The following is a 21,101-nucleotide window of genomic DNA, read 5'->3' as shown; positions in this document are numbered from 1 at the left end:
CAGCCAAGCCCCACTCATCAGGCAATATTCGGCCTTGTCTGAACGCCCGGGCTTTTCCACGCAACTTTCCTTGCCTTGGGCGCATGGGTTCCGGCTGCAGTCGCCTGTTTGGGAAGTTCGAAGCCGACCGACACCGTCCCGTCCCGATTGAAGGCGTGAACCGTGCCACCATGCATGCGGGCGACTGCCTTGACGATCGCCAGCCCCAGCCCATGGCTTCTGCCGTCCGATTGGCGCGAAGGGTCGGCACAGTAGAAGCGATCGAATATTCTGGGCAACGCGTCGGGCGCTATCGGCTTTCCTGAATTGACGACGGAAACCGCAACGCTTTCCGGCTTGTCCTCTATGCGGACGATGACCTTCGCGCCCGGGTTGCCGTGCCTCAGCGCATTATCGAGCAGGTTGCTGAGCGCCCGGCCAATCAGGGATGGCTCGATCTGGCCTTGTGCGCCGCCTTCGATGACGACTTCGGTTCCCGCTTCCTCGAACAGCACATCCATGAACTCGATGGTGCGTTTGCACTCCTCGGCAAGATCGACAAGCACGAGGTTTCCGGCAATGTCGCCCGCGTCCGCGCGTGCGAGGAAAAGCATGTCGTTGATTATCGCGCGCATCCGCTCCAGCTCTTCGAGATTGGATTGCAGCACGGCCGTCAGGTCGCCGGTGTTTCTGTCGCGGGTAAGCGCAACCTGGGTTTCGCCGATGAGATTGGTCAGCGGCGTGCGCAATTCATGCGCCACGTCCGCGTTGAAGTCCGAGAGCTTCTGGTGCGAGCGTTGCAGCCGCTCGAGCGCGGCGTTCAGGGAAAGCACAAGGCCTTCCAGTTCGGTCGGCAGGCGTTCGGCAGGCAGGCGGAGCGCCAGATCCCCTTCGCCAAGATCCTGGGCATGATCGGAAAGCCGGTCGACCGGGGCGAGGCCGCGCCGGGCGATCCACCAGCCAAGGGTCGAAACGGCGATGATGGTCAGCAGCGAGACGAACAGGATGCCGTAAGCCAGCATCATCCTGGAAGTCTCCTGCGGCCGCTGGTCTACGGCGATGAGCAGCCGCACCGGCGGCCGTTCCGCCTTGGCGGGAATATCGCTCGCAAGGGTGGAGAAGTGGCGCTCTCCCACAGTCGCGGTTCCGAAACCCTCGGCCTCCCCGGTGAAAGCCGCTCCGGACAGAAAGTCGGTTCCGATCCGGTAATCCGGATCGTCGCTGTCGATCAGGAAGCGCACGCTACCGTCCGTAGGGGTGAAATCCGCCAGCTTTTCCTCGAGGCGCGCCCACCTCTGACCTCCGGTGTTATGCTGCACCATTCGTTCCACTATGACGAAGCGGCCCCTCAATTCCTCCTGCGTATGCCGATTGAATTCAGAGGTCTGGAGGAAGAAGAGCGCAACGCCGGCGACTATGGAAACCAGCGTAGGGGCAAGGCCGAACATGGCGGCGAGACGCAAGGAGATGGAGCGCGCGCCATTCATGAGAGCATATCCTCGCCGCGCTGTTCAAGCGTATAGCCCATGCCGCGCACGGTATGGATCAGCTTCCCTTCGCCAGGCAGCTCCAGCTTCGCGCGCAATCGCTTTACGGCCACTTCCACGACATTCGTATTGGTGTCGAAATTGATGTCCCAGACCAGTTCGGCGATGGCGGTCTTCGAAACGATCTGCGACTGCCGGCGGGCCAGCACTTCGAGCAGGGCGAACTCCTTCACCGTCAAGGTCAGCCTGCGGCGGCCACGCGTCACGCGGCGGCCGAGGAAATCAATATGCAGGTCGGCGATCTGGACCTGGGTAACGTCCTGCCGGTGGTTCCTGCGGACGATCAGGCGCAATCTTGCGAGAAGCTCAAGGAACGAGAACGGTTTCACCAGATAATCGTCCGCGCCTCCGCGCAGGCCGCGCAGGCGATCATCGACCTGATCGCGCGCCGTCAGCATGATAACCGGGGTGCTGTGGGTTTCGCGCAATCTCTGCAGCACGCTGAACCCGTCTATGCCGGGAAGCATGACATCGAGGATCACAGCGTCATACAGGCCCGTCTGGGCAAGATAGAGCCCTTCCGGCCCCGTGCGCGCGCATTCTGCCGTCCAGCCTTCTTCCGAAAGGCCGCGTCGCAGATAGTCTCCCGTCTTCTGCTCGTCCTCGACGATCAAGACTTTCACGGTGCGGCTCTATCTCCGGAAAACGGGGTGACGGGAGCGGTGGGACTCTCTGGCGCGGAGCCCAACGCGCGAAACAGGGCTATGAGGCGCGCAGACACATCGGCCACGGATGCCGCATGATCCCGTTCGGTCTGATAGACCGTGCGCGCCGCATCGAGAACCTCGAATTGCGACAGTGTGCCGCTGTCATATTGGAGGAGCGATACGCGTTCGGCCTTTTGCGCGGCTTCGGCGGCGCGCCTCAACTCGACTTCGATCGCCTGCGCCTGGATATAGGAGATGATTGCCGTTTGCGTTTCGCGCAGCGCGGCGCGAGTCACCTGCTCATATTCGAGGCCAGCCTGGCGGAGCGTCGAATCCGCCGCATCGAGGTCCGCCTGCCGCCGCCCGAAATCGAGCAGGGGCATGACCAGGCTGCCCAGCACGCTGGCAATGCCGGTGCCGCGATCGAAGAGCGAAGAGACGGAGCCGGAATCGACGCCGATCAAACCTGACAGGGAGAGCAGGGGAAACCGCGCGGAGATTGCGATGTCCCGCTCGCCTGCGGCAGCAGCATAGCGCGCCGCGGCAGCGCGAATATCCGGCCGGCGCTCGAGGACGGTGGCCGGCGAGGCCAGCACCTGGAGGGGGTTGGCCAACGGGATCGTATCTCCGTCTCCTAAGCGGGCAGTGATGTCATCCGGCGTGGTGGAGAGAAGATAGGCCAGCCGATAGCGCGCGGAAGCGGCGTTTTCCACCGCGCGTTCGTGTTCGGCGCGGGTCTGCGCCACCAGCGTCTCGCCTCTGCTGACCTCGAGCGAGCTGACCATGCCGAATGCGTAACGATCCCGAGTGATCCTGAGCGTGCCTTCCTGGGCGAGGGCGGTCCTTTCCGTTAGCCGCAACAGCGCGCGCTGCAGGCGATAATCGACGTAGGCGCTGGCTACTTCCTGCAACAGCAACAGGCGCACCGTTTCCGCGTCCGCCTGGCTCGCCATGACATTCGCGCTGGCTACTCGCACCGCGGCGGACAGGCGCCCGGACAGATCGGGTTCCCAGATCGCGGAGAAGCCCAGCGAAGCGTTACCGCCTTGGTTGCCGCCGCTGGCCCGGGAACCCCGGTCGGTTTGACTGAGTTGCGCTTCTCCGGAGATTTCAGGAAACAATCCGGCCCGTGCCGCCCGGCGGAGCGCCTGCGACCCCATTACCCGTTCCGCAGCCAGACGCAGGTCGACATTGCGCCGCTGCGCATCGTCGATCAGTGCATCGAGGACGGGATCTTGGAAATTGGTCCACCATGCCCCGGCTGCTGCTTCGGCGTCCTGTGCGATTCCGCCTTCCCAGGTGCTGTTTATGGAATCGGGCTCGGGCGGAGAGGTGGGGGTGTGGGCGCAGGCGGCAAGGCAACAGAGCAAGGGCAGGAGAGCATGGCGCAGGGTCATGCCGGATCTCCTTCCAGCATGGTCTTCAAGCGAGGTTCCTTGTCCCGCTTGCGGTGGAAAAGACGTTCGATGGCCAGATAGACGACCGGGGTCGTGAACAGCGTCAGCACCTGGCTGACGATCAGCCCGCCGACAACGGCCACGCCGAGCGGCTGGCGCAGCTCCGAACCCGTGCCGAAGGCCAGCATGAGCGGGATTGCCGCCAGCCCCGCCGCGATTGTGGTCATTATGATCGGGCGGAAGCGGGTTACGGCAGCCTCGAAAATCGCTTCCTCGGGCTTGGCGCCGCGCTTGCGCTGGGCATCCAGCGCGAAATCCACCATGAGGATGCCGTTCTTTTTCACGATCCCGATCAGCATGATGATGCCGATCAGCGCCATGATCGAGAAATCGAGGCCGAACAGCCAGAGCATGAACACCGCGCCCAGACCCGCGGAAGGCAGCGTCGACAGGATGGTGAGAGGCGTGGAGTAGCTTTCGTAAAGCACGCCCAGAATGATGTAGACGGCAAGCAGCGCGGCCAGGATCAGCCAGGGCTGGGATGCAAGCGAATCCTGGAAGGCTTGGGCGCTGCCCTGAGCGGTTCCGGTGACGCTTGCCGGCATGCCGATCTGTTGGCGGATAGTTTCGATTTCAGCCATTGCATCGCCAAGCGCCACGCCGGCCGGCAGGTTGAAGCTGATGTTGGCTGCCGGCTGCAATCCGTTGCGGGCTATCTGCAAGGGGCCGGCCGTTTGAGGCTCGATCCTGGTAACGGCGGACAGCGGGATCATCGCTCCGGTCGTCGGGGATCGAAGGAACTGCGCATGCAGGCTCGATACGCTGCCGAAGCGGCTGGGGTCGGCTTCCAGGACGACCCAATACTGGTTGGTCTGGGTCTGGTATTGCTGGATTTGGCGCTGGCCGTAGCTGTCGTAGAGTGCCTGGTCGATATCTTCGACGCTCAGCCCGTAGCGGGCCGCGGCCGCGCGGTCGATGGTCAGTCCTTGCATCCGCATGCCCTGCTGCATGTCGTTGCGGACGTCCCGGAAAGAGGATGACTCGCTCAAGGCCTGCGTCATACGGTTCGCCCAGAGCCCCAGCGCATCCGTGTCGGACGACTTGAGCACATAGGAGTACTGGCCGCCACCCCCGCGAGATCCGATATTGATGTCCTGCGCCGAACGCATGGAAACTTGCAGGCCGGGGATTTTCTCGAACTTTGGGCTGAGGCGGGCAATAAGCTCCTCGGTCGAGACGTCGCGCTCGCCACGGGGTTTCAGCACGATCCAGAGACGCCCGGTGGAAAGGGAAGAACTGCCCGCTGTCATGCCGACGGCGTGATTGTAACTGAGCACCGCGGGATCTTTCGCCACGATTTCGGCCATCCGCTCATGCTTGCGGAGCATTTCGGGATAGGAAATGTCTTCCGCCGCCTGCGTCTGGCCCATGATGAACGCATTGTCCTGAAGCGGGAAGAAGCCTTTCGGGATCAGGATATATCCGGCAACGGCTATGGCGATGGTCAGGAAGAAAGAGAACAGGGTGAGTGTCCGCCGCGCCAGCGTCCAGCGCAAGGCCTTGGCATAAGCATCCTGGAGACGCTCCGTTGCTCGCTTCTTGCCGCTTTCACGATGAGCCGAGGTTTTCATGTAACGGGCGCTGAGGGTGGGGGCGAGCGTAAGCGCGAAGACGAGCGAGATAAGGAGCGCGACCGTCACCGTTAGGGAGAATTCGCGGAACAGGCGGCCAATGATCCCGCCCATGAACAGGAGTGGAATAAAGGCGGCGATCAGGGAAAGGGTGATCGAGATGACGGTGAAGCCGATCTCCCTTGCGCCATCCAACGCGGCTTGCAGGGGCGTTTTTCCCATCTCCATATGGCGATGAATGTTTTCCACCACCACGATCGCGTCGTCGACCACGAAGCCGACCGCGATGACCAGGGCCACCAGCGTCAGATTGTTGAGGCTGAACCCCATGAGATACATGGCTGCAAAGGTCGTTATCACGGCGACCGCGAGAACCGCCGCGACGATCAGCGTGGCTGAAAGCTGCCGCAGGAATATGCCCATGACGGCAACCACCAGGATGATCGTCAGTATCAGCGTGATCTCCACCTCATGCAGGGACGAACGTATGGTGAGCGTGCGGTCGTTCAGCACGCTCACATCGACGCTTGCCGGCAGCGATGCGCTGAGCGCGGGCAGTTCTTCGTTGATCGCGTCGGCGATGCGCACGATGTTGGCGCCCGGCTGACGCTGCACGATCAGGGCAAGGCCCGGCTTTCCATTCGGGAATGCGCCGACATAGGCATTTTCCGGGCCGGTCGAGATCTGGGCCACATCGCGCAGATGCACCGGCGCGCCGTTGCGCCAGGCCACCACTACATCTTCATACTCGCCCGGCTGGAAAAGCTGGTCATTGGCCTCGAAAGTGGTCGTGGCGTTCGCGCCATGCACCGTGCCTTTCGCCTGATTGACGCTGGCGGCTCGAAGCGCGCTGCGCACCTCGGCCATGCTCACGCCATATGCGGCAAGCCGGTCCGGCCAGCTTCTCACCCGGATGGATGGCTTCTGCTGCCCGACGATGTTCACATCCCCCACGCCATCTATCTGGCTCAGCTGACGGGAAAGCCGGGTTTCGACGAGATCGCTCAACTCGGTGAGCGGCATGTCGTCGGACTGGACGTTGAGCACCACGACGGGGCTGTCGGCCGGATTGACTTTCCTCCAGGTCGGCAGGTTGGGCAGGTCCGCGGGCAGCCGCCCGGCCACGCTGTTGATCGCCGCCTGGACTTCCTGCGCGGCGACATCGACATCGCGTTCCAATGTGAACTGGATCTGGATCTGGGTCCGCCCCAGCGCGCTGGTCGAGGTCATCTCCGTGATCCCGGGGATCGCGGTGAAAGCCACCTCCAGCGGCGTGGCGACCGAAGATGCCATGGTTTCGGGGCTGGCGCCGGGCAGGTTGGCCGAAACCTGGATAGTGGGGAAATCGGTTTCGGGCAGGGGGGCGACCGGCAGGAGCGGAAAGGCCGCGATTCCCAGCAGTATCGCGGCAAGAGTGAGCAGAATCGTCGCCACCGGCCTACGGATGAAGCCGGAAGAAATCCCCCTGCCTCTCGGCGCCGGTTCGTGGTCAGGCCCAGCTTCCGGGTCAGTCACGTTCATGGCGCGGCAGCCTTGGGGCCAGCCTCGGCCGCCTTGTTGGAGATCGCCACCTTGGCGCCATCGCGAAGGCGGGAATAGCCGTCGCTCACGATCAGATCGCCCGGAGCCACGCCTTCGGTTATCACGGCGATGGTGTCGCTGGCGAAGCCGAGCGAAACGCGGGCACGTTTCGCGACGCCGTTCTCCACCCGGTAGACGAATTGGCCCTCCACGCCCGGGCGGACGACCTTGGCGGGCAGGACCACGGCGTTGTGGGAGAAGCCGGTGCGCACCTGGACCGCGACGAAGGACCCGGGGTTGAGCGTGCCTTGCCTGTTGACGAACTGCGCCCGCACCCGCGCTGTTCCGCTTGCCGCATCGATCTGGTTGTCGATAGCCGTTATTTCTCCTTCGCCTAGAATGCCGCCGGTTTCCCGATCCAGGGCCTCGACGATCCGCGCCCCCGGTTGCCTGAAGTTGGCCTGAAGCTGGCTCAGGGCGTTCTGCGGCACCGGGAAGATGATGGAAATGGGGTCGATCTGGGCGACGGTGACGATACCGTTCGGGTCGCTCATTCGCACCAGATTTCCTTGATCCACCTGGCGGATGCCGACTCTGCCTGCGACCGGCGCGACAATCCGCGTGAAGGAAAGATTGACCTGGGCCGCGTTCACGTTCGCCCGGTCGAGCGCGACCGTGCCCCGGAGCTGGGCGACCTGCGCGCGCTGCTGGTCCACGGTCTGACGGGCGATCGCATCGCGTTTCAGCAGTTCCTCGTAGCGATCCAGATCAAGCTCGGCGAGGCGGAGTTGCGCCTGGTCCCGCGCCAACTGGGCCTGTGACGCGGCAAGCGAAGCCTTCCACGCGCGGTCGTCGATATTCGCCAGCAGCTGCCCGCGGGCGACCAATTCTCCTTCCCGGAAATGGATGCGGGTCAGAATGCCGTCCACCTGGGCGCGAACGGTCACGGCTTGCAGCGATTGGACAGTGCCGACCGCCTGCATCAGATGCGGCACGTCGCGACGTTCTGCCCGGACCACCTCGATCGGCACCGCCTTGGGCGCCTTGGGTTCGTTGTCCTGGCCGAACACCAGGCGCAGGATCAGAAATGCCAGGCCGAGCAGGACCAGGGCGATGATGATGGCCGGTTTGGGGTGTTCGCGAATCCATCGGAACCTGTCGTGCGTGTCACTGCTGGGCATGGGGTTCGCGATATCGTCCGATCGGGTCGTTAAACTGACAGGATGCTTACGATTTTGTAAGCGGAGCCTGTCAAGGCAAATACATCGATGGGCGAATTGGGAAGGGGAAGGTTTCCCGGCCCCGCCAATGGCTTGCGATGCTCAGGCGCGGAATGATGTATCTCTCCGCCAGTGGATGCACCCGCCCCTAGGTTCAATCGGGTAACGTTCGACTACGGTCTTGCAATGCAGGTCCGGGGAAATCCTCTCATTCTGCCGACGTCAGGCTTCACAATTTCCTTTCAGGCTCAAATAGCGCTTGAATGCCGCAGGTAACTGTGATTCTCTAATATCGTGAAAACTCAAGATTCCTTTCACCGTTTCGGTCGTGGGCGCCTCGCGCGGGGCGCGGCATTTGCCTGTCTGGTCGTCCTGGGCGGTCTGGCTCTTGCGGGTCCGAGCGGCGTGCTCGCATGGGGCGAGAATCTGTCCATGCTCGACAAGCGGCACAGCCAGATCGCGCGGCTCGAGGCGGAGCGGGATGAACTGCGCAATCGGGTCGCATTGCTCGACCCTCGACACGCGGACCCGGATCTGGTCGGAGAACTGCTCCGCAAGAACCTGAATGTCGCGCATCCGGACGAGGTGGTCATCACGCTCGACTGAAGGCATTCGCCTCGGTTCGCTTTCCAACCTTCTCCTGCAGCATTGTTCTCGGGATGGCGTTGCGTCATTTGACGGCTTTGTCCTATAGCTTTTTCGACAGTCCGGCCGGGCACGCTTCCGGCATCCTCATTCTGGGATAAGTGATTTGGCGAAACCTGCCCGTACCCGCAAAACCCCTGCCAAGGCCGTGGAAGACGAAGCCGATTTCGCATTGCGCAGCCTGCAGGAAAGCTATGCGAAGGATCATCGCTACAGCGCCAGCGATGACGAGTTGCTCCACTTCTACGAGCAGATGCTGCTTATCCGCCGCTTCGAGGAAAAAGCCGGGCAGCTTTATGGCCTGGGCCTGATCGGGGGCTTCTGCCATCTCTATATCGGCCAGGAAGCCGTGGCAGTCGGCCTGCAATCCGCATTGATGGCGGGCAAGGACAGCGTGATTACCGGCTATCGGGATCACGGCCACATGCTCGCCTACGGGATCGACCCGAAGGTCATCATGGCCGAACTGACCGGCCGGCACGCGGGCATATCGAAGGGCAAGGGCGGTTCCATGCATATGTTCTCCACGGAACATGCCTTTTACGGCGGGCATGGAATCGTGGGCGCGCAGGTTCCGCTCGGGGCGGGGCTGGCCTTCGCTCACAAATATCGCGGCGATGGCGGAGTGTGCCTTGCCTATTTCGGCGACGGAGCGGCAAACCAGGGCCAGGTCTATGAAACCTTCAACATGGCGAGCCTCTGGAAATTGCCGATCGTATTCGTGATCGAGAACAACCAGTATGCGATGGGCACCGCGGTTCGGCGCAGCTCGGCGGAGACTCATTTCTACCGGCGCGGGACGGCGTTTCGCATACCCGGCCTTGATGTGAACGGGATGGATGTTCTGGAAGTCCGGCAGGCGGCGAATATCGCCATAGATTTCGTGCGCGGCGGCAACGGGCCGGTGCTGATGGAGCTGAACACCTATCGCTATCGCGGCCATTCCATGTCCGATCCCGCGAAATACCGCAGCCGCGAGGAGGTGCAGGAGGTCCGCGAGAAGCGCGATCCGATCGAGGCGGCCAGGCATGAATTGATCGAGCGCGGCATTGCCGAAGATGCCTTGAAGGATATCGACAAGCGCATCCGCGCCAAGGTGGCGGAGGCGGCGGACTTTGCCGAAAGCTCTCCGGAACCCGATCCGTCGGAACTCCATACCGATGTTCTGGTTGGGAGCTATTGATGTCGATCGAATTGAAGATGCCGGCGCTGTCCCCCACCATGGAAGAAGGCACCCTGGCCAAATGGCTGGTGAAGGAAGGCGATGAAGTGCGCTCGGGCGATATTCTCGCCGAGATCGAGACGGACAAGGCCACCATGGAATTCGAAGCGGTGGACGAGGGCACGATCGGCCAGATCCTCGTGCCGGAAGGCACCGAGGGCGTGAAGGTCGGCACGGTGATCGCCCGGCTTTCCGGAGAAGGTGAGCCCCAGGCGGCCCCGGCGGAAAGTGCTGCGGCTCCTACGCCGAAAGCCCCGGAGCCGGACGTGCAGGATGCGGAACCGGAAATCGCCCGGCCTGCGCCAGCGCCACAGCAGGTCATCCCCGAAGTGCCGGAAGGAACGCCGATGGTGTCGCTGACGCTGCGCGAGGCGCTGCGCGACGCCATGGCCGAGGAGATGCGCAAGGACGACCGCGTCTTCGTGATGGGTGAGGAAGTGGCCGAATATCAGGGCGCCTACAAGGTCACGCAAGGTTTGCTGGAAGAGTTCGGGCCGAAGCGCGTGGTGGATACGCCCATCACGGAATATGGTTTCGCCGGCCTGGGCACGGGCGCGGCCATGGGGGGATTGCGGCCGATCGTCGAGTTCATGACGTTCAATTTCGCCATGCAGGCAATCGACCATATCGTGAACTCCGCCGCCAAGACCAATTACATGTCCGGCGGCCAGATGCGCTGCCCGGTGGTGTTTCGCGGCCCCAATGGCGCCGCAAGCCGGGTCGCCGCGCAGCACAGCCAGAATTTTGCGCCCTGGTATGCGAGTGTGCCGGGGCTTATCGTAATATCTCCCTACGATGCGGCGGACGCCAAGGGCCTGCTGAAGGCCGCGATCCGGTGCGAGGACCCGGTGGTCTTCCTGGAAAACGAGCTGGTTTACGGGCGCAGCTTCGAGGTTCCGGAGATCGAGGATTTCGTTCTTCCGATCGGCAAGGCGAGGGTGGTCCGCGAAGGCTCCGATGTCACCATCGTGAGCTATTCCGTAGGGGTCGGCCTTGCGCTCGAAGCGGCGGCCAGTCTGGCCGAGGAGGGGATCGAGGCCGAGGTGCTGGATTTGCGCACCCTGCGCCCGCTGGACCGCGAAGCGGTGCTTGCGAGCCTGGCCAAGACCAACCGGCTCATCGTGGCCGAAGAAGGATGGCCGCAGTGCTCCATCGCTTCGGAAATCATTTCGATCTGCATGGAGGACGGGTTCGACTATCTGGATGCGCCGGTCCTGCGGGTCTGCAATGCGGACGTGCCCTTGCCCTATGCCGCCAATCTGGAGAAGCTCGCCCTGGTGACCTCGGCCCGTATCGCGGATGCGGCCCGCAAGGTCTGCTATCGGCAGGGCTGAAAATCAGCAGCTGCGCACGGGGGCGGCGGGCGACGGGTTGAAAATATTCGACAGGTCGCGGTCGTCGCGGACATACATCGCCGCGATCTTCCGGATCGGGTCGTCCGGTATCAATGAGCCGAAGATTATCGGCTGATAGTCATAGACGACTTCGGCGAACATCACGGCGAAACCGGACTCTGCGGCCACACGCCGGTCCGCCGGGCCCATTCCGGTCACGCTCGTGCCTGTGGCGCCGTCGCCCTGCACGCCGTAACTGGAGATATAGGGGGCGTCGCCGAAGCAGCGTTGCCAGTGAATCCATTGGCCGCCATCGGCGTTCACTTCGAGGCTGGAGAGGATCAGGCGTCCGTTCTCCGCGATGTCCAGGTTCGCCGCCTGCAATTCCGCGGCCGTGAACGCCTCGTTCACATCGGCTTCCCGCATACGCGGCATGCCCGAGGCCACGTCCTGCTTCGCGCGCGAGGCATTGTCCGCCAGGGAAACGGCGATCTGCGCGACCCGCATGTGGGTGACGGCGTAATTCGCCGTCTCCACGCCGCCCAGCCCCATAAGCAGGAGCAGGGGCAGGCTCAGGGCGAACTCGACCAATGCGACCGCGCCATTGTCCTTGCGAAGCCGCCGCAGGTGGGCGGGCATGGAGGAGATGAGCTTACGCACTTGGGGGGCAGATCTGCGTTGTCTGGCGCACGTCTTGCGTGCTGAAGGGCTGGTTGCGCAGGATGGTCGAAGCGGAAATGCGAGTGATGGGCGCGAGGCCGATCAGTTCCCAGAAGGGGAAGATGCGGCGGTAGGTCACCGTGGCGGTATAGACCACGACGTCGTTCGCGCCGCCAAGGCCTTCGACACCCCTGTCGGTATCCCATTCGCCGTTGCCGTTGGCATCGAAAAAGCACTCGGTCGCATCGTAAACGCCGTTGCCGTTGCTGTCGGTGAAATCTTCCGGCGTGCCGACATTCGAAAAGTCCCGGTAATTGAGCCGTTCGAATTCGACGCGCGCGCTGCCCGTCACCGCCTGCACCTGGTCGCGGACATAATCGTCGATGGCCGTTTCATTGAGCGATCCGCTTTCCAGGCCGGAGTTTCTGCCGCCTTCCTGCAGGGCGCCCTGCAAGGTGGAGCGCACATAGACGCTCTGGCCCAGATCGAAGAGACCCATCAGCAGGGCGAAGAACACGGGGGCGACCAGAGCGAACTCGACCAGCGTGGCGCCGTCGCTGGCGCGCCCGATGCGGCGGAGCAGCCGGGTCATGCGCCCAGCCTCAGATCGGCCACCTGCGAGGCGATGAATTTGAAGGTGTTGCGCAGGCTGGCGGTATTGTCTGAATAATACCAGCGGTTGTCGCTCGAGCAATATTTCATGTCGTTGCTGACAGTTGTGCCGAATGCCACGACATAGATAATGTATCCTTCCGCTTTTGCCGCATCGCATGCTGCCCGGAAGCGAAGGTTGTGTCTTGATGTGACTGTTGAAGTAGAACTCAAGCGTGGAGCGATCTTGTTCGCATACTTCTCGATACCATAGGCTGAGTATCCAGTTAGAGTTGGCTCCATCTTGCCGTCAGTCATAAATATCAAATGCCTGCTAACTGAGCGAATTGAACCGTCATCAATTCCTTCGTTAACATTATCTGAAAATATACCTCGTGAACTTCCAAGTCTCCCACCCCAGATCATACCTATATCATGATAGGTGTTGCCGACCGCAACTAAATTATTCAGATATGTGTTGAGCCACGTGGGAACAGTAGTGCTGGATAGGTCGATTGTCTGAAACAGTTTCATAGGTGCAGGGCAATTCTCACCTATACTTGTGGTATAAGTCTTGTCATCAGATCCATTCGAATTCTTCCCATCTGGGTTAATTGGGTATGCTAAAGACAGTTCACGGCCATCGTAATATTCACCAGATTTATTGCTTCGCATAAAGGTCGCATCAGACCAGATTGGTTTCCAGCGGGTTTCAAGACTATCCGGCTCAAGATTAATATGGAGATCATATGCCTCATCCGGCACCGGATTGAAGTCATCGGTTTCCACAGTATCGGCTTCTTCTATGCAGCCGCCCCATGTCACTGATCGCGTTGTTACGCCGGTAACACCTGTGCCCGATACACCGGTTTTCCTGGCTAGTTGGTGGGTGTCGTACCAACCTGGTGTGTCAACATATGCGGAATTTAGAGCTGAGCTACTCTCTGAAACTAGTTTTACAGATGATCCAGTTTTAAAATCAGAAGTGTCCAGCGTAATCGGAGCATACTTCCACTTCGTAAACTCATACTTTGTATGATAGGAAGTAGTTGTTGTTTTTACATTTCTCCAGCAAGATTTATTGCTCCCGCTTTCTGAGCCTCTGCCGCCATAGGAGTATTCCGTTTTTATGGTATCTGCTGGGGCAGGGCCACCTGAATTTATAGGTGTTCCACCTGATCCGCTGGGGAAAGTATTCTTCCCATAGTTTGTGCAATTGCTGCTGGAGATTTTAATTTTATCTGCACCGCCATACCATTCGGTGGTGTTGACTGGCGTTTCAGGAACACCAACCAATGCTGATGTATCGAACAGTGCTGTGCGCGATTGGTATGTCCCTTCATCAGCTATATAGGAAAGTGGCATGGTGCCAGTACTGATGAGTTCGCTTACGTTTACTGTCATTGAATAAGGCACGAAGCCATAGCGTACGCGCGTTTCGGCATCGGTCACAGCGGTCGCCAACGTCGCATGGAAATCGCGCACGGCATCCCGCAAGCCTTCGATTTTTGACCCAGACATGGAGCCGGTGGTGTCGAGCACGAACATCACATCGACATTGGCGAGCTGCAATTCGGCCATGCAGTCGACCTGCAACTCGATCTCGGTCTTTCCGAAGATCTTCATGATGGCGGTCGGTACGGTGGCCGTGGCGGTGCCCAGCACCTGGCCATCGTCATTGTCATCGGATTCGAAGGTGATGTCATCGGCTTGGACGGCGTCCGCATCGAAGTTGAAGTCGAACATGGCATTCGCCTTGTCCTTTTCGTCCTCGCCATATTCGGACGTCTTGCTCATTGCGCGGCGCCCGGCCAGCACGCCCGCGTCGCAGGCGGACTGTAATTGCGTCTTCGCCATATAGGCCCGGCTGATATCCACGCCGCCGCCGATAATCGCCATCATGGGCAAGGTCGAAGCGGCCACGATCGCAAGCGTATTGCCCGCGCGATCCTCGATAAGCCGCTTGAACAAACCTTCCCGGAATTCGCCCCGTTGCGTCATCTGGTCGTCCTTGACACTATTCCCCAATGGTCCGCTTAGGCCAAAGACGTTAATCGATGCCTAATTCGGTTGACTCGTTGCTGCCTGCTCAGGGAAGGCGGTTGGATGACGGACGAGATCATTGCCGGCCTGCCATTGCCCGTGCGCCTGGCCCTGTCCTATGCCCCGGCCCGGTCGCGACCGCTTTTCCTCGGATTTTTCGCTCTGGATTCAAGGCTGGCCGGGATGATTCGGCAGGGAAAGGAGCCGATCCTTGCCCAGATGCGGCTGGCCTGGTGGCGGGAAACCCTGGAAAAGGAGCCTGCGGCGCGGCCTTCGGCGGAGCCTTTGCTGGAAATTCTCGCCGATTGGCGGGGCGAGGAGCAGGCCCTGGCCGGACTGGCGGAAGGCTGGGAAATCCTGCTGGCCGAACCGCCGCTTTCCGAACAACAGATCATGCGTTTCGGGCAGGCGCGCGGCAGCGCCGTAGCGGCCCTGGCGCGGTTGAGCGGCCAACCCGGCCATGCCGAACCGGCGGCTCGGGCCGGGCTGCTCTGGGCCATGGCCGATCTTGCCGGCGGCGTGACCGAGCCTGCCGAAAGGGAGATTGCCCTGTCCATCGCGCGCGGCGCGGCCCATGCGCCGGCCAAACTGCCCCGCGCGCTGCGGCCGCTTTCGGTGCTGGCGGGATTGGCTCGCCGCAGCGTGGCGAGAGGCGGGGCTCCCATGCTTGACGGTGCCGCGACAGGGCTGCTTGCGATGCGCCTTGGCATTCTAGGCCGCTGAATTATGGTAAATCTTTCACGCAGCGAGGGGGCAGGATGAAGGGCGCGATATTGGGGGCAGTCATCACGCTTGCCCTTGCCGGAATCGGCCTGTTCTGGTGGCAGGGACGGGCGGAGATCGCAGCGGGCGCACCCCCGCCTTACAGCGAAGCAACCGCCGGGGCGGACGGCGAATTGCCGAGCGCCGACATATCCGGCCTGCGCGGGCCGGAGCCGCCGGAAGCGGATGATCTGACGCAGGAGCAGAAGCGCTTCTTCCGCTATGACCGCAACCGCGACCTGCGCATTTCCCGCAATGAAATGCTGGCCAGCCGCGCCGAGGCGTTTCGCAAACTTGATGTCGATGGCAACAATCTCCTGACCTTCGAGGAATGGGCCGTCGCCACCGCCAACAAGTTCAGCGCGGCCGACCGGAACGGCGATCTGGAGCTTACTCCCGAGGAGTTCGCCACCACCCGGCCCAAGCCGGCCAAGCGCCCCGCCTGCAAATGCTGATTACCCCGGCGCCCCCGCAAGCGCGCCGATCCATTCCGCGAGATCGGCCTTGGCGCGCGAGGTATAGGCTTCCTTGCGCTGCTTCTTCTTCACATCGTGCAGGGGCGGGAACAGCCCGAAATTGACGTTCATCGGCTGATAGCTCTCCGCATCGGCATCGCCGGTGATATGGGCGAGCAGGGCGCCCAGCGCCGTGGTGCGGGGCGGGGCGGCCCAGCTTCGCCCGGCCAGCTCGGCCGCCGCCATCAACCCGGCCATCAGCCCCACCGCGCCGCTTTCCACATAGCCTTCGCAGCCGGTGATCTGCCCGGCGAAGCGGATGCGGCTCGCGGTCTTGAGCCGCAACTGCCGGTCCAGCACCACCGGCGAATTGATGAAGGTGTTGCGGTGCAGCCCACCCAGCCGCGCGAATTCCGCCTGCTCCAGCCCGGGGATGGTGCGGAACAATCGCTTCTGCTCGCCATGCTTGAGCTTGGTCTGGAACCCGACCATGTTCCACAAGGTGCCCAGCGTATTGTCCTGGCGAAGCTGGACGACGGCATAGGGCCAGCGCCCGGTGCGCGGATCGTCGAGGCCCACCGGCTTCATCGGGCCGTATCGCAGCGTGTCGACCCCGCGTTCCGCCATGACCTCGATCGGCATGCAGCCGTCGAAATAGGGCGTGTTCGCTTCCCATTCCTTGAACTCGGTCTTCTCGCCCGCCAGCAGCCCGGCATGGAACGCCAGATATTGCTCCCTGTTCATCGGGCAATTGATGTAGTCCTTCGTCTCGCCCCCCAAAGCCGATGATTTTCCCCAGCGTGACGCCATCCAGCAGACCGACATGTCGATGGTTTCGCGATGGATGATCGGCGCGATCGCATCGAAGAAGGCGAGGGCGTCCGCCCCGGTTGCGCCCGCGATGCTGTCCGCCAGCGCGGCGGCGGTCAGCGGCCCCGTGGCGACGATCGCAAGGCCTTCGTCCGGCAGGCGGTCCACCCGTTCGCGGACGATCTCCACATTCGGCAGCGCCCGCAAGGCGCGTTCCACCTCGTGCGAGAAGATGTCGCGGTCCACGGCGAGCGCGGAGCCGGCGGGCACCTGCGCGATCTTCGCGGCGGCCATCAACAGGGAATCGAGCCGGCGCATTTCATGGTGGAGCAGGCCGACCGCGTTCTTCTCGTCATCGTCGGAACGGAAGCTGTTGGAGCATACCAGCTCGGCCAGTCCGTCTGTCTGGTGCGCGGCGGTCGAGCTGCCCGATCCGCGCATTTCCGACAATCTCACGCGAAAGCCGCGCCGCCCGAGTTGCCAGGCTGCCTCGCAGCCCGCCAGGCCGCCGCCGATTATATGCACGTCATAGGTCATGCGCGCGCCCTACCACCGTGCCCTGGGCGAGGGTATGCGAAATTGCCGGCGAGCGGTTGACGCGGAACGCCGGAAATGTGCATTTCGATCCGGGCCTTCCGCGCGCCGTATCCCCGCGAGGAACGGCGCTTCCTTGGCGATCCGCGCGCGCTTTTCAGTGTGACCTTTCGTGAATTTGCCGTCATGCCAGCCCTTCGGTCGCCAAGCCAGCCGCTCAGGATAAACTGCCCCATTGGGCAGGCTGGCATCTCTTTCGGCAATGTGCTGTCCCCTTCACAGTGATCCCAGCATTCGCTGGGATGACGAATGGGGCAGGCATGACGAATAGGGCTGGAATGACGGTAAGCCGGCCAGCGGGCGGTGCGGGATGCTTCGCTTGTCATCCCTCAGGATAAGCCAGATTTTCGCCGGGTAGGAAAGTGTCAGGGGGAGGGGGGGCAATTCCCCGCACACCATCCCAGCCTTGCATGGCGGGCGGTTCGCAGCCATGCAAGGCCGCCAAGGGGGTGGCCTATGCCGGGACGCGCATTGTTGGAACGAAGGCCGTGGCTGCTGGGGAGCCTTGCCAGCGCGCTGGCCTATTATCTTCTGGCCGACGCCGAGATCGGCGGGCTGTATCTGATCGGGTTGAAGGGCGCGGCGGCGGGGCTGCTCGCGATCTATGCGCTGCTGCGCCATGCCGGGACGGACACGCGCCTGCTGGCCGGCAGTCTCGCCATGGCCGCGTCGGGCGACATCGCGCTCGAGCTTTATCCCGCCTATGCCCTGCTCCTGTTCTTCGGCGCGCATCTGTTCGCGCTGAACCTCTATCTGCGTCATCCGAGGCGCGCGCCCAGCGGCAGCCAGAAGCTGGCGGCCGTGGCCATATTGATCCTGCTGCCGCTGATCGTGGCGCTCGCCATGCTGGGGCAGCCCGGCTTCGCCTCCGCCTCGATCTATGCGCTGAGCCTGTCCGGCATGGCCGCCGCCGCGTGGATGAGCCGCTTTCCCCGCTATCGGGTGGGGACGGGGGCCTTGCTGATCGCGGCGGGCCATGTGCTGCTGGTCGCCGGGTTCGCCCATCCATGGGGCGCGCTCGCCGCAAGCTGGCTCTCCTGGCCGCTGTATTACATCGGCCAGTTTCTCGTCGTCACCGGCGTGATCCAGTCGTTGCGAGGGCCGGGCCGCCCGCGCTGACGGGGTTACTCGAAGTCGAGCGGGGTGGGATCGTCGCGGTCCGGCGGAGTTTCCGGCTCGGTCTGCGTGGAATTGCGGACCGCCATTTCCTCGACCACGGCTTCTTCCGCCTCGTTCTCCGGCGCTTCGTTCTCGTCGAGGCGCACCGCGCTCACCACATGCTCGTCATCGGCGACGTCGAACAGGCGGACCCCGGCGCTGCCGCGCCCGATCACCCGCAGGGAATCCAGGCTGATGCGGATGAGCTTGGCCTGGTCGGTCACCAGCATCAGCTGCTCGCTCTGCTTGGCGGCGAAGCTCGCCACGACCGGGCCATTGCGGCGGATATTGTCGATGTTGACGATGCCTTGTCCGCCTCGCCCGGTGCGGCGATATTCATAGGCGGATGAGAGCTTGCCGTAGCCATTGGCGCAGATGGTGAGGATGAACTGCTCCTTCTCCACCAGCTCCTCGAACCGTTCCGGCGCGAGGTCCGGCTCGCCTTCCTTCTCGGCCTTCCAGGGCGCGAAGCGCAGATAGGCTTCCCGCTCCTCGGCGGAGGTGCCGACGCGGTGGAGGATCGAGAGCGAGACGACCTCGTCCCCGTCCTTCAGCGTCATGCCGCGAACCCCGGTGGAGGTGCGCGACTGGAACTCGCGCACATCGTCGGCGGCGAAGCGGATCGCCTTGCCCTGGCGCGAGGCGAGCAGCACGTCATCCCCGGAATCGAGCAGGGCCACGCCGATCAGCCGGTCATCCGAGCCATCCTCGAACCGCATGGCGAGCTTGCCGTTGGACGGGATATTGGCGAAGGCATCCATGCTGTTGCGGCGCACGCCGCCCCTGGCGGTGGCGAATACCACATTGAGCGCGCCCCAGCTCTGCTCGTCCTCCGGCAGCGGCAGGACAGTCGCGATGGTTTCCCCTTCGTCCAGCGCGGGCAGAAGGTTGACGATCGGCCGCCCGCGCGTGGTGGGTCCGCCTTCCGGCAGCCGCCAGACCTTGAGGCGATAGACCTTGCCGGCGGTGGAGAAGAACAGCACCGGGTTGTGGGTGCTGGTCACGAACATGGCGCTGACCGCATCCTCTTCCTTGGTCGCCATGCCGGACCGGCCCTTGCCGCCACGGTTCTGTGCGCGGAAGGTGGAAAGCGGGGTGCGCTTGATATAGCCGTCCAGCGTGACGGTGACGACCATGTCGTCCCGCTCGATCAGGTCTTCGTCTTCCAGCCCGTCCCAAGCAGGCGCGATTTCCGACACGCGCGGCGTCGCATAATTGGCGCGCACTTCCTCCAGCTCCGCGCGCATCACGCCATAGAGCTTCGCCCGGTCGGCGAGGATCGAGAGATATTCCTCGATCGCCGCCGCAAGCTCTTTCAGCTCATCGCCGATTTCGTCGCGGCCGAGCGCTGTGAGGCGGTGAAGGCGCAGGTCGAGGATCGCGCGGACCTGGATTTCCGAGAGGCGGTAGGTGCCGCCCTCCTGCTCGATATTCGGCTCGATCGCTTCGACCAGCCGGATATATTGCGCGATCTCGCCGATCGGCCACTCCCGCACCAGCAGCTTCTGCCGCGCTTCCGCCGGATTGGACGCGCCCCGGATGATGGCGACCACCTCGTCGAGGTTGGACACTGCGACGACGAGGCCGAGCAAAATGTGGGCCCGGTCCCGCGCCTTGTTCAGCTCGAACTTGGTGCGGCGGGTGATGACCTCCTCGCGGAAGGCGATGAACGACTGGATGATGTCCCGCAGCGCCAGCACTTCCGGCCTTCCGCCCCGGATCGCCAGCATGTTGGCCGGAAAGCTCGCCTGCGCCGGAGTGTGTCGCCAAAGCTGGTTCAGCACCACTTCGGGAGTCGCGTCGCGCTTGAGGTCGATGACCACGCGCACGCCTTCGCGGCTGGATTCGTCGCGAATGTCGGAAACGCCCTCGATCCGCTTGTCCTTGGCGGCTTCGGCGATCTTCTCGACCAGGCCGGACTTGCCGACCTGGAAGGGAATGGAGGTCAGCACGATGGAGCGCCGGTCGCCCCGGCCTTCCTCGATCTTGTGGCGGCAGCGCTGCAGGATCGAGCCGCGGCCGGTCATATAGGCGGAGCGCGAGCCGGACGAGCCGAGGATCAGCGGCGCGGTGGGGAAATCCGGGCCGGGAATGATCTCGAACAGTTCTTCGGTGGTGATCCCGGGGTTTTCGATGAAGGCGAGGCAGCCGTCGATCACCTCTCCGAGATTGTGGGGAGGGATGTTGGTGGCCATGCCGACGGCGATGCCGCCCGCGCCATTGACCAGCAGGTTGGGGAAGCGCGCGGGCATGACCTGCGGCTCTCTCCGGGACCCGTCGTAATTGTCCTGGAAATCGACCGTATCCTTGTCGAGGTCTTCCAGCAGCGAGTTGGTGACCTTGGCCAGCCGCGCTTCGGTATAGCGCATGGAGGCTGGCGGGTCCGGGTCCATCGAGCCGAAATTGCCCTGGCCGTCGATCAGCGGCAGGCGCATCGACCAGGGCTGGGTCATGCGGGCCAGCGCATCGTAGATCGCGGCGTCGCCGTGGGGGTGATAGTTGCCCATCACGTCGCCGACGATCTTGGCCGACTTGCGATAGGGCCGGCCCGCCACGAAGCCGCCTTCCTGGCTCGCGAAGAGAATCCGGCGGTGGACCGGCTTGAGCCCGTCGCGCACGTCCGGCAGCGCGCGGGACACGATCACGCTCATCGCGTAATCGAGGTAGCTCGTCTTCATCTCGTCGACGATGTCGATCCGCTCGATTTCCGGCTCCGAAGACGGGGCCACAGGGTCAATGGTATCGGTATCGTCGCTCACGTGAAAACAGATCTCTGGCGTTGGGTGGGAAGGTGCCTGGGGGCCTAGGCCATGCTATCCGGAAAGGCCAGCAATGCCTTGCCAAAACGCGACGTTTTCCACATTTGGCTGGCTTGCCGTGGTTGC

General features: G+C 62.8%; 16 protein-coding genes. 6 read left to right on the top strand and 10 right to left on the bottom strand.

All coding sequences use genetic code 11. The features are described from left to right. Positions 1-17 precede the first annotated feature (17 nt). The 5 genes from U8326_RS06410 to U8326_RS06390 are packed head-to-tail and all read right to left on the bottom strand — an operon-like array spanning position 18 to position 7,903. Positions 18-1,466, bottom strand: coding sequence for a heavy metal sensor histidine kinase (locus U8326_RS06410; RefSeq protein ID WP_324743063.1), 1,449 nt, complete (start codon positions 1,464-1,466; stop codon positions 18-20). Further along, positions 1,463-2,149, bottom strand: a complete 687-nt coding sequence (locus tag U8326_RS06405; protein WP_324743061.1) for a heavy metal response regulator transcription factor — start codon at positions 2,147-2,149, stop codon at positions 1,463-1,465. The genes U8326_RS06410 and U8326_RS06405 overlap by 4 nt, the downstream gene beginning before the upstream one ends. Next, positions 2,146-3,570 carry an efflux transporter outer membrane subunit gene (locus U8326_RS06400; RefSeq protein ID WP_324743060.1) on the bottom strand — a complete coding sequence of 475 codons (1,425 nt, stop codon included), beginning with the start codon at positions 3,568-3,570 and terminating at the stop codon, positions 2,146-2,148. The genes U8326_RS06405 and U8326_RS06400 overlap by 4 nt, the downstream gene beginning before the upstream one ends. Next, positions 3,567-6,722, bottom strand: a complete 3,156-nt coding sequence (locus U8326_RS06395) for an efflux RND transporter permease subunit (RefSeq protein ID WP_324743059.1) — start codon at positions 6,720-6,722, stop codon at positions 3,567-3,569. The genes U8326_RS06400 and U8326_RS06395 overlap by 4 nt, the downstream gene beginning before the upstream one ends. Next, positions 6,719-7,903, bottom strand: coding sequence for an efflux RND transporter periplasmic adaptor subunit (locus tag U8326_RS06390; protein WP_324743058.1), 1,185 nt, complete (start codon positions 7,901-7,903; stop codon positions 6,719-6,721). The genes U8326_RS06395 and U8326_RS06390 overlap by 4 nt, the downstream gene beginning before the upstream one ends. Positions 7,904-8,236: 333 nt before the next feature. Here U8326_RS06390 and U8326_RS06385 point away from each other — a divergent pair, with 333 nt between their 5' ends. The 3 genes from U8326_RS06385 to U8326_RS06375 all read left to right on the top strand — a co-directional run bounded on the left by U8326_RS06385 (position 8,237) and on the right by U8326_RS06375 (position 11,143). Next, positions 8,237-8,548, top strand: coding sequence for a septum formation initiator (locus tag U8326_RS06385; RefSeq protein ID WP_324743056.1), 312 nt, complete (start codon positions 8,237-8,239; stop codon positions 8,546-8,548). Between the two features lie 145 nt (positions 8,549-8,693). Next, complete coding sequence (gene pdhA / locus U8326_RS06380) at positions 8,694-9,770, top strand: pyruvate dehydrogenase (acetyl-transferring) E1 component subunit alpha (protein ID WP_416385518.1); 1,077 nt, start codon at positions 8,694-8,696, stop codon at positions 9,768-9,770. Continuing rightward, positions 9,770-11,143, top strand: coding sequence for a pyruvate dehydrogenase complex E1 component subunit beta (locus U8326_RS06375; RefSeq protein ID WP_324743052.1), 1,374 nt, complete (start codon positions 9,770-9,772; stop codon positions 11,141-11,143). The genes pdhA and U8326_RS06375 overlap by 1 nt, the downstream gene beginning before the upstream one ends. 3 nt (positions 11,144-11,146) lie before the next feature. Here U8326_RS06375 and U8326_RS06370 read toward each other — a convergent pair whose 3' ends face one another. From U8326_RS06370 to U8326_RS06360, 3 genes are read right to left on the bottom strand one after another with little or no spacing between them, the layout of a single operon-like run. Then, entirely contained in the window at positions 11,147-11,803 is a 657-nt protein-coding gene (locus U8326_RS06370) for a TadE/TadG family type IV pilus assembly protein (protein ID WP_324743050.1), read from the bottom strand. Beyond that, positions 11,796-12,395, bottom strand: a complete 600-nt coding sequence (locus U8326_RS06365; protein WP_324743048.1) for a TadE family protein — start codon at positions 12,393-12,395, stop codon at positions 11,796-11,798. Before U8326_RS06365 ends, U8326_RS06370 begins: the two co-directional genes overlap by 8 nt. Further along, positions 12,392-14,395: a TadE/TadG family protein gene (locus U8326_RS06360; protein WP_324743046.1), complete on the bottom strand. Its 2,004-nt coding sequence runs from the start codon at positions 14,393-14,395 to the stop codon at positions 12,392-12,394. The genes U8326_RS06365 and U8326_RS06360 overlap by 4 nt, the downstream gene beginning before the upstream one ends. A 105-nt stretch (positions 14,396-14,500) precedes the next feature. On the opposite strand from U8326_RS06360, the gene U8326_RS06355 reads away from it, so the two are divergent. After that, complete coding sequence (locus tag U8326_RS06355; RefSeq protein ID WP_324743043.1) at positions 14,501-15,160, top strand: hypothetical protein; 660 nt, start codon at positions 14,501-14,503, stop codon at positions 15,158-15,160. 35 nt (positions 15,161-15,195) lie between these two features. After that, a complete protein-coding gene (locus tag U8326_RS06350) occupies positions 15,196-15,654 on the top strand; it encodes an EF-hand domain-containing protein (RefSeq protein ID WP_324743041.1) in 459 nt (152 codons plus the stop codon). Here the strand turns inward: U8326_RS06350 and trmFO are convergent, their stop codons facing one another. Beyond that, positions 15,655-17,001: a methylenetetrahydrofolate--tRNA-(uracil(54)-C(5))-methyltransferase (FADH(2)-oxidizing) TrmFO gene (gene trmFO, locus U8326_RS06345; protein ID WP_324743039.1), complete on the bottom strand. Its 1,347-nt coding sequence runs from the start codon at positions 16,999-17,001 to the stop codon at positions 15,655-15,657. 531 nt (positions 17,002-17,532) lie between these two features. Here trmFO and U8326_RS06340 point away from each other — a divergent pair. Next, on the top strand, positions 17,533-18,177 hold the full coding sequence (locus U8326_RS06340; protein WP_324743037.1) for a lysoplasmalogenase family protein: 645 nt from the start codon (positions 17,533-17,535) through the stop codon (positions 18,175-18,177). 5 nt (positions 18,178-18,182) lie between these two features. Here U8326_RS06340 and gyrA read toward each other — a convergent pair whose 3' ends face one another. Further along, complete coding sequence (gene gyrA / locus U8326_RS06335) at positions 18,183-20,975, bottom strand: DNA gyrase subunit A (protein WP_324743034.1); 2,793 nt, start codon at positions 20,973-20,975, stop codon at positions 18,183-18,185. Between the last annotated feature and the right edge of the window lie 126 nt (positions 20,976-21,101).

The sequence above is a fragment of the Tsuneonella sp. CC-YZS046 genome, from assembly GCF_035581365.1.
GTDB lineage: Bacteria > Pseudomonadota > Alphaproteobacteria > Sphingomonadales > Sphingomonadaceae > JAWKXU01.
The sequence above is the reverse complement of the archived record's forward strand: the minus strand, read 5'-3'. Positions and strand labels throughout refer to the sequence as shown.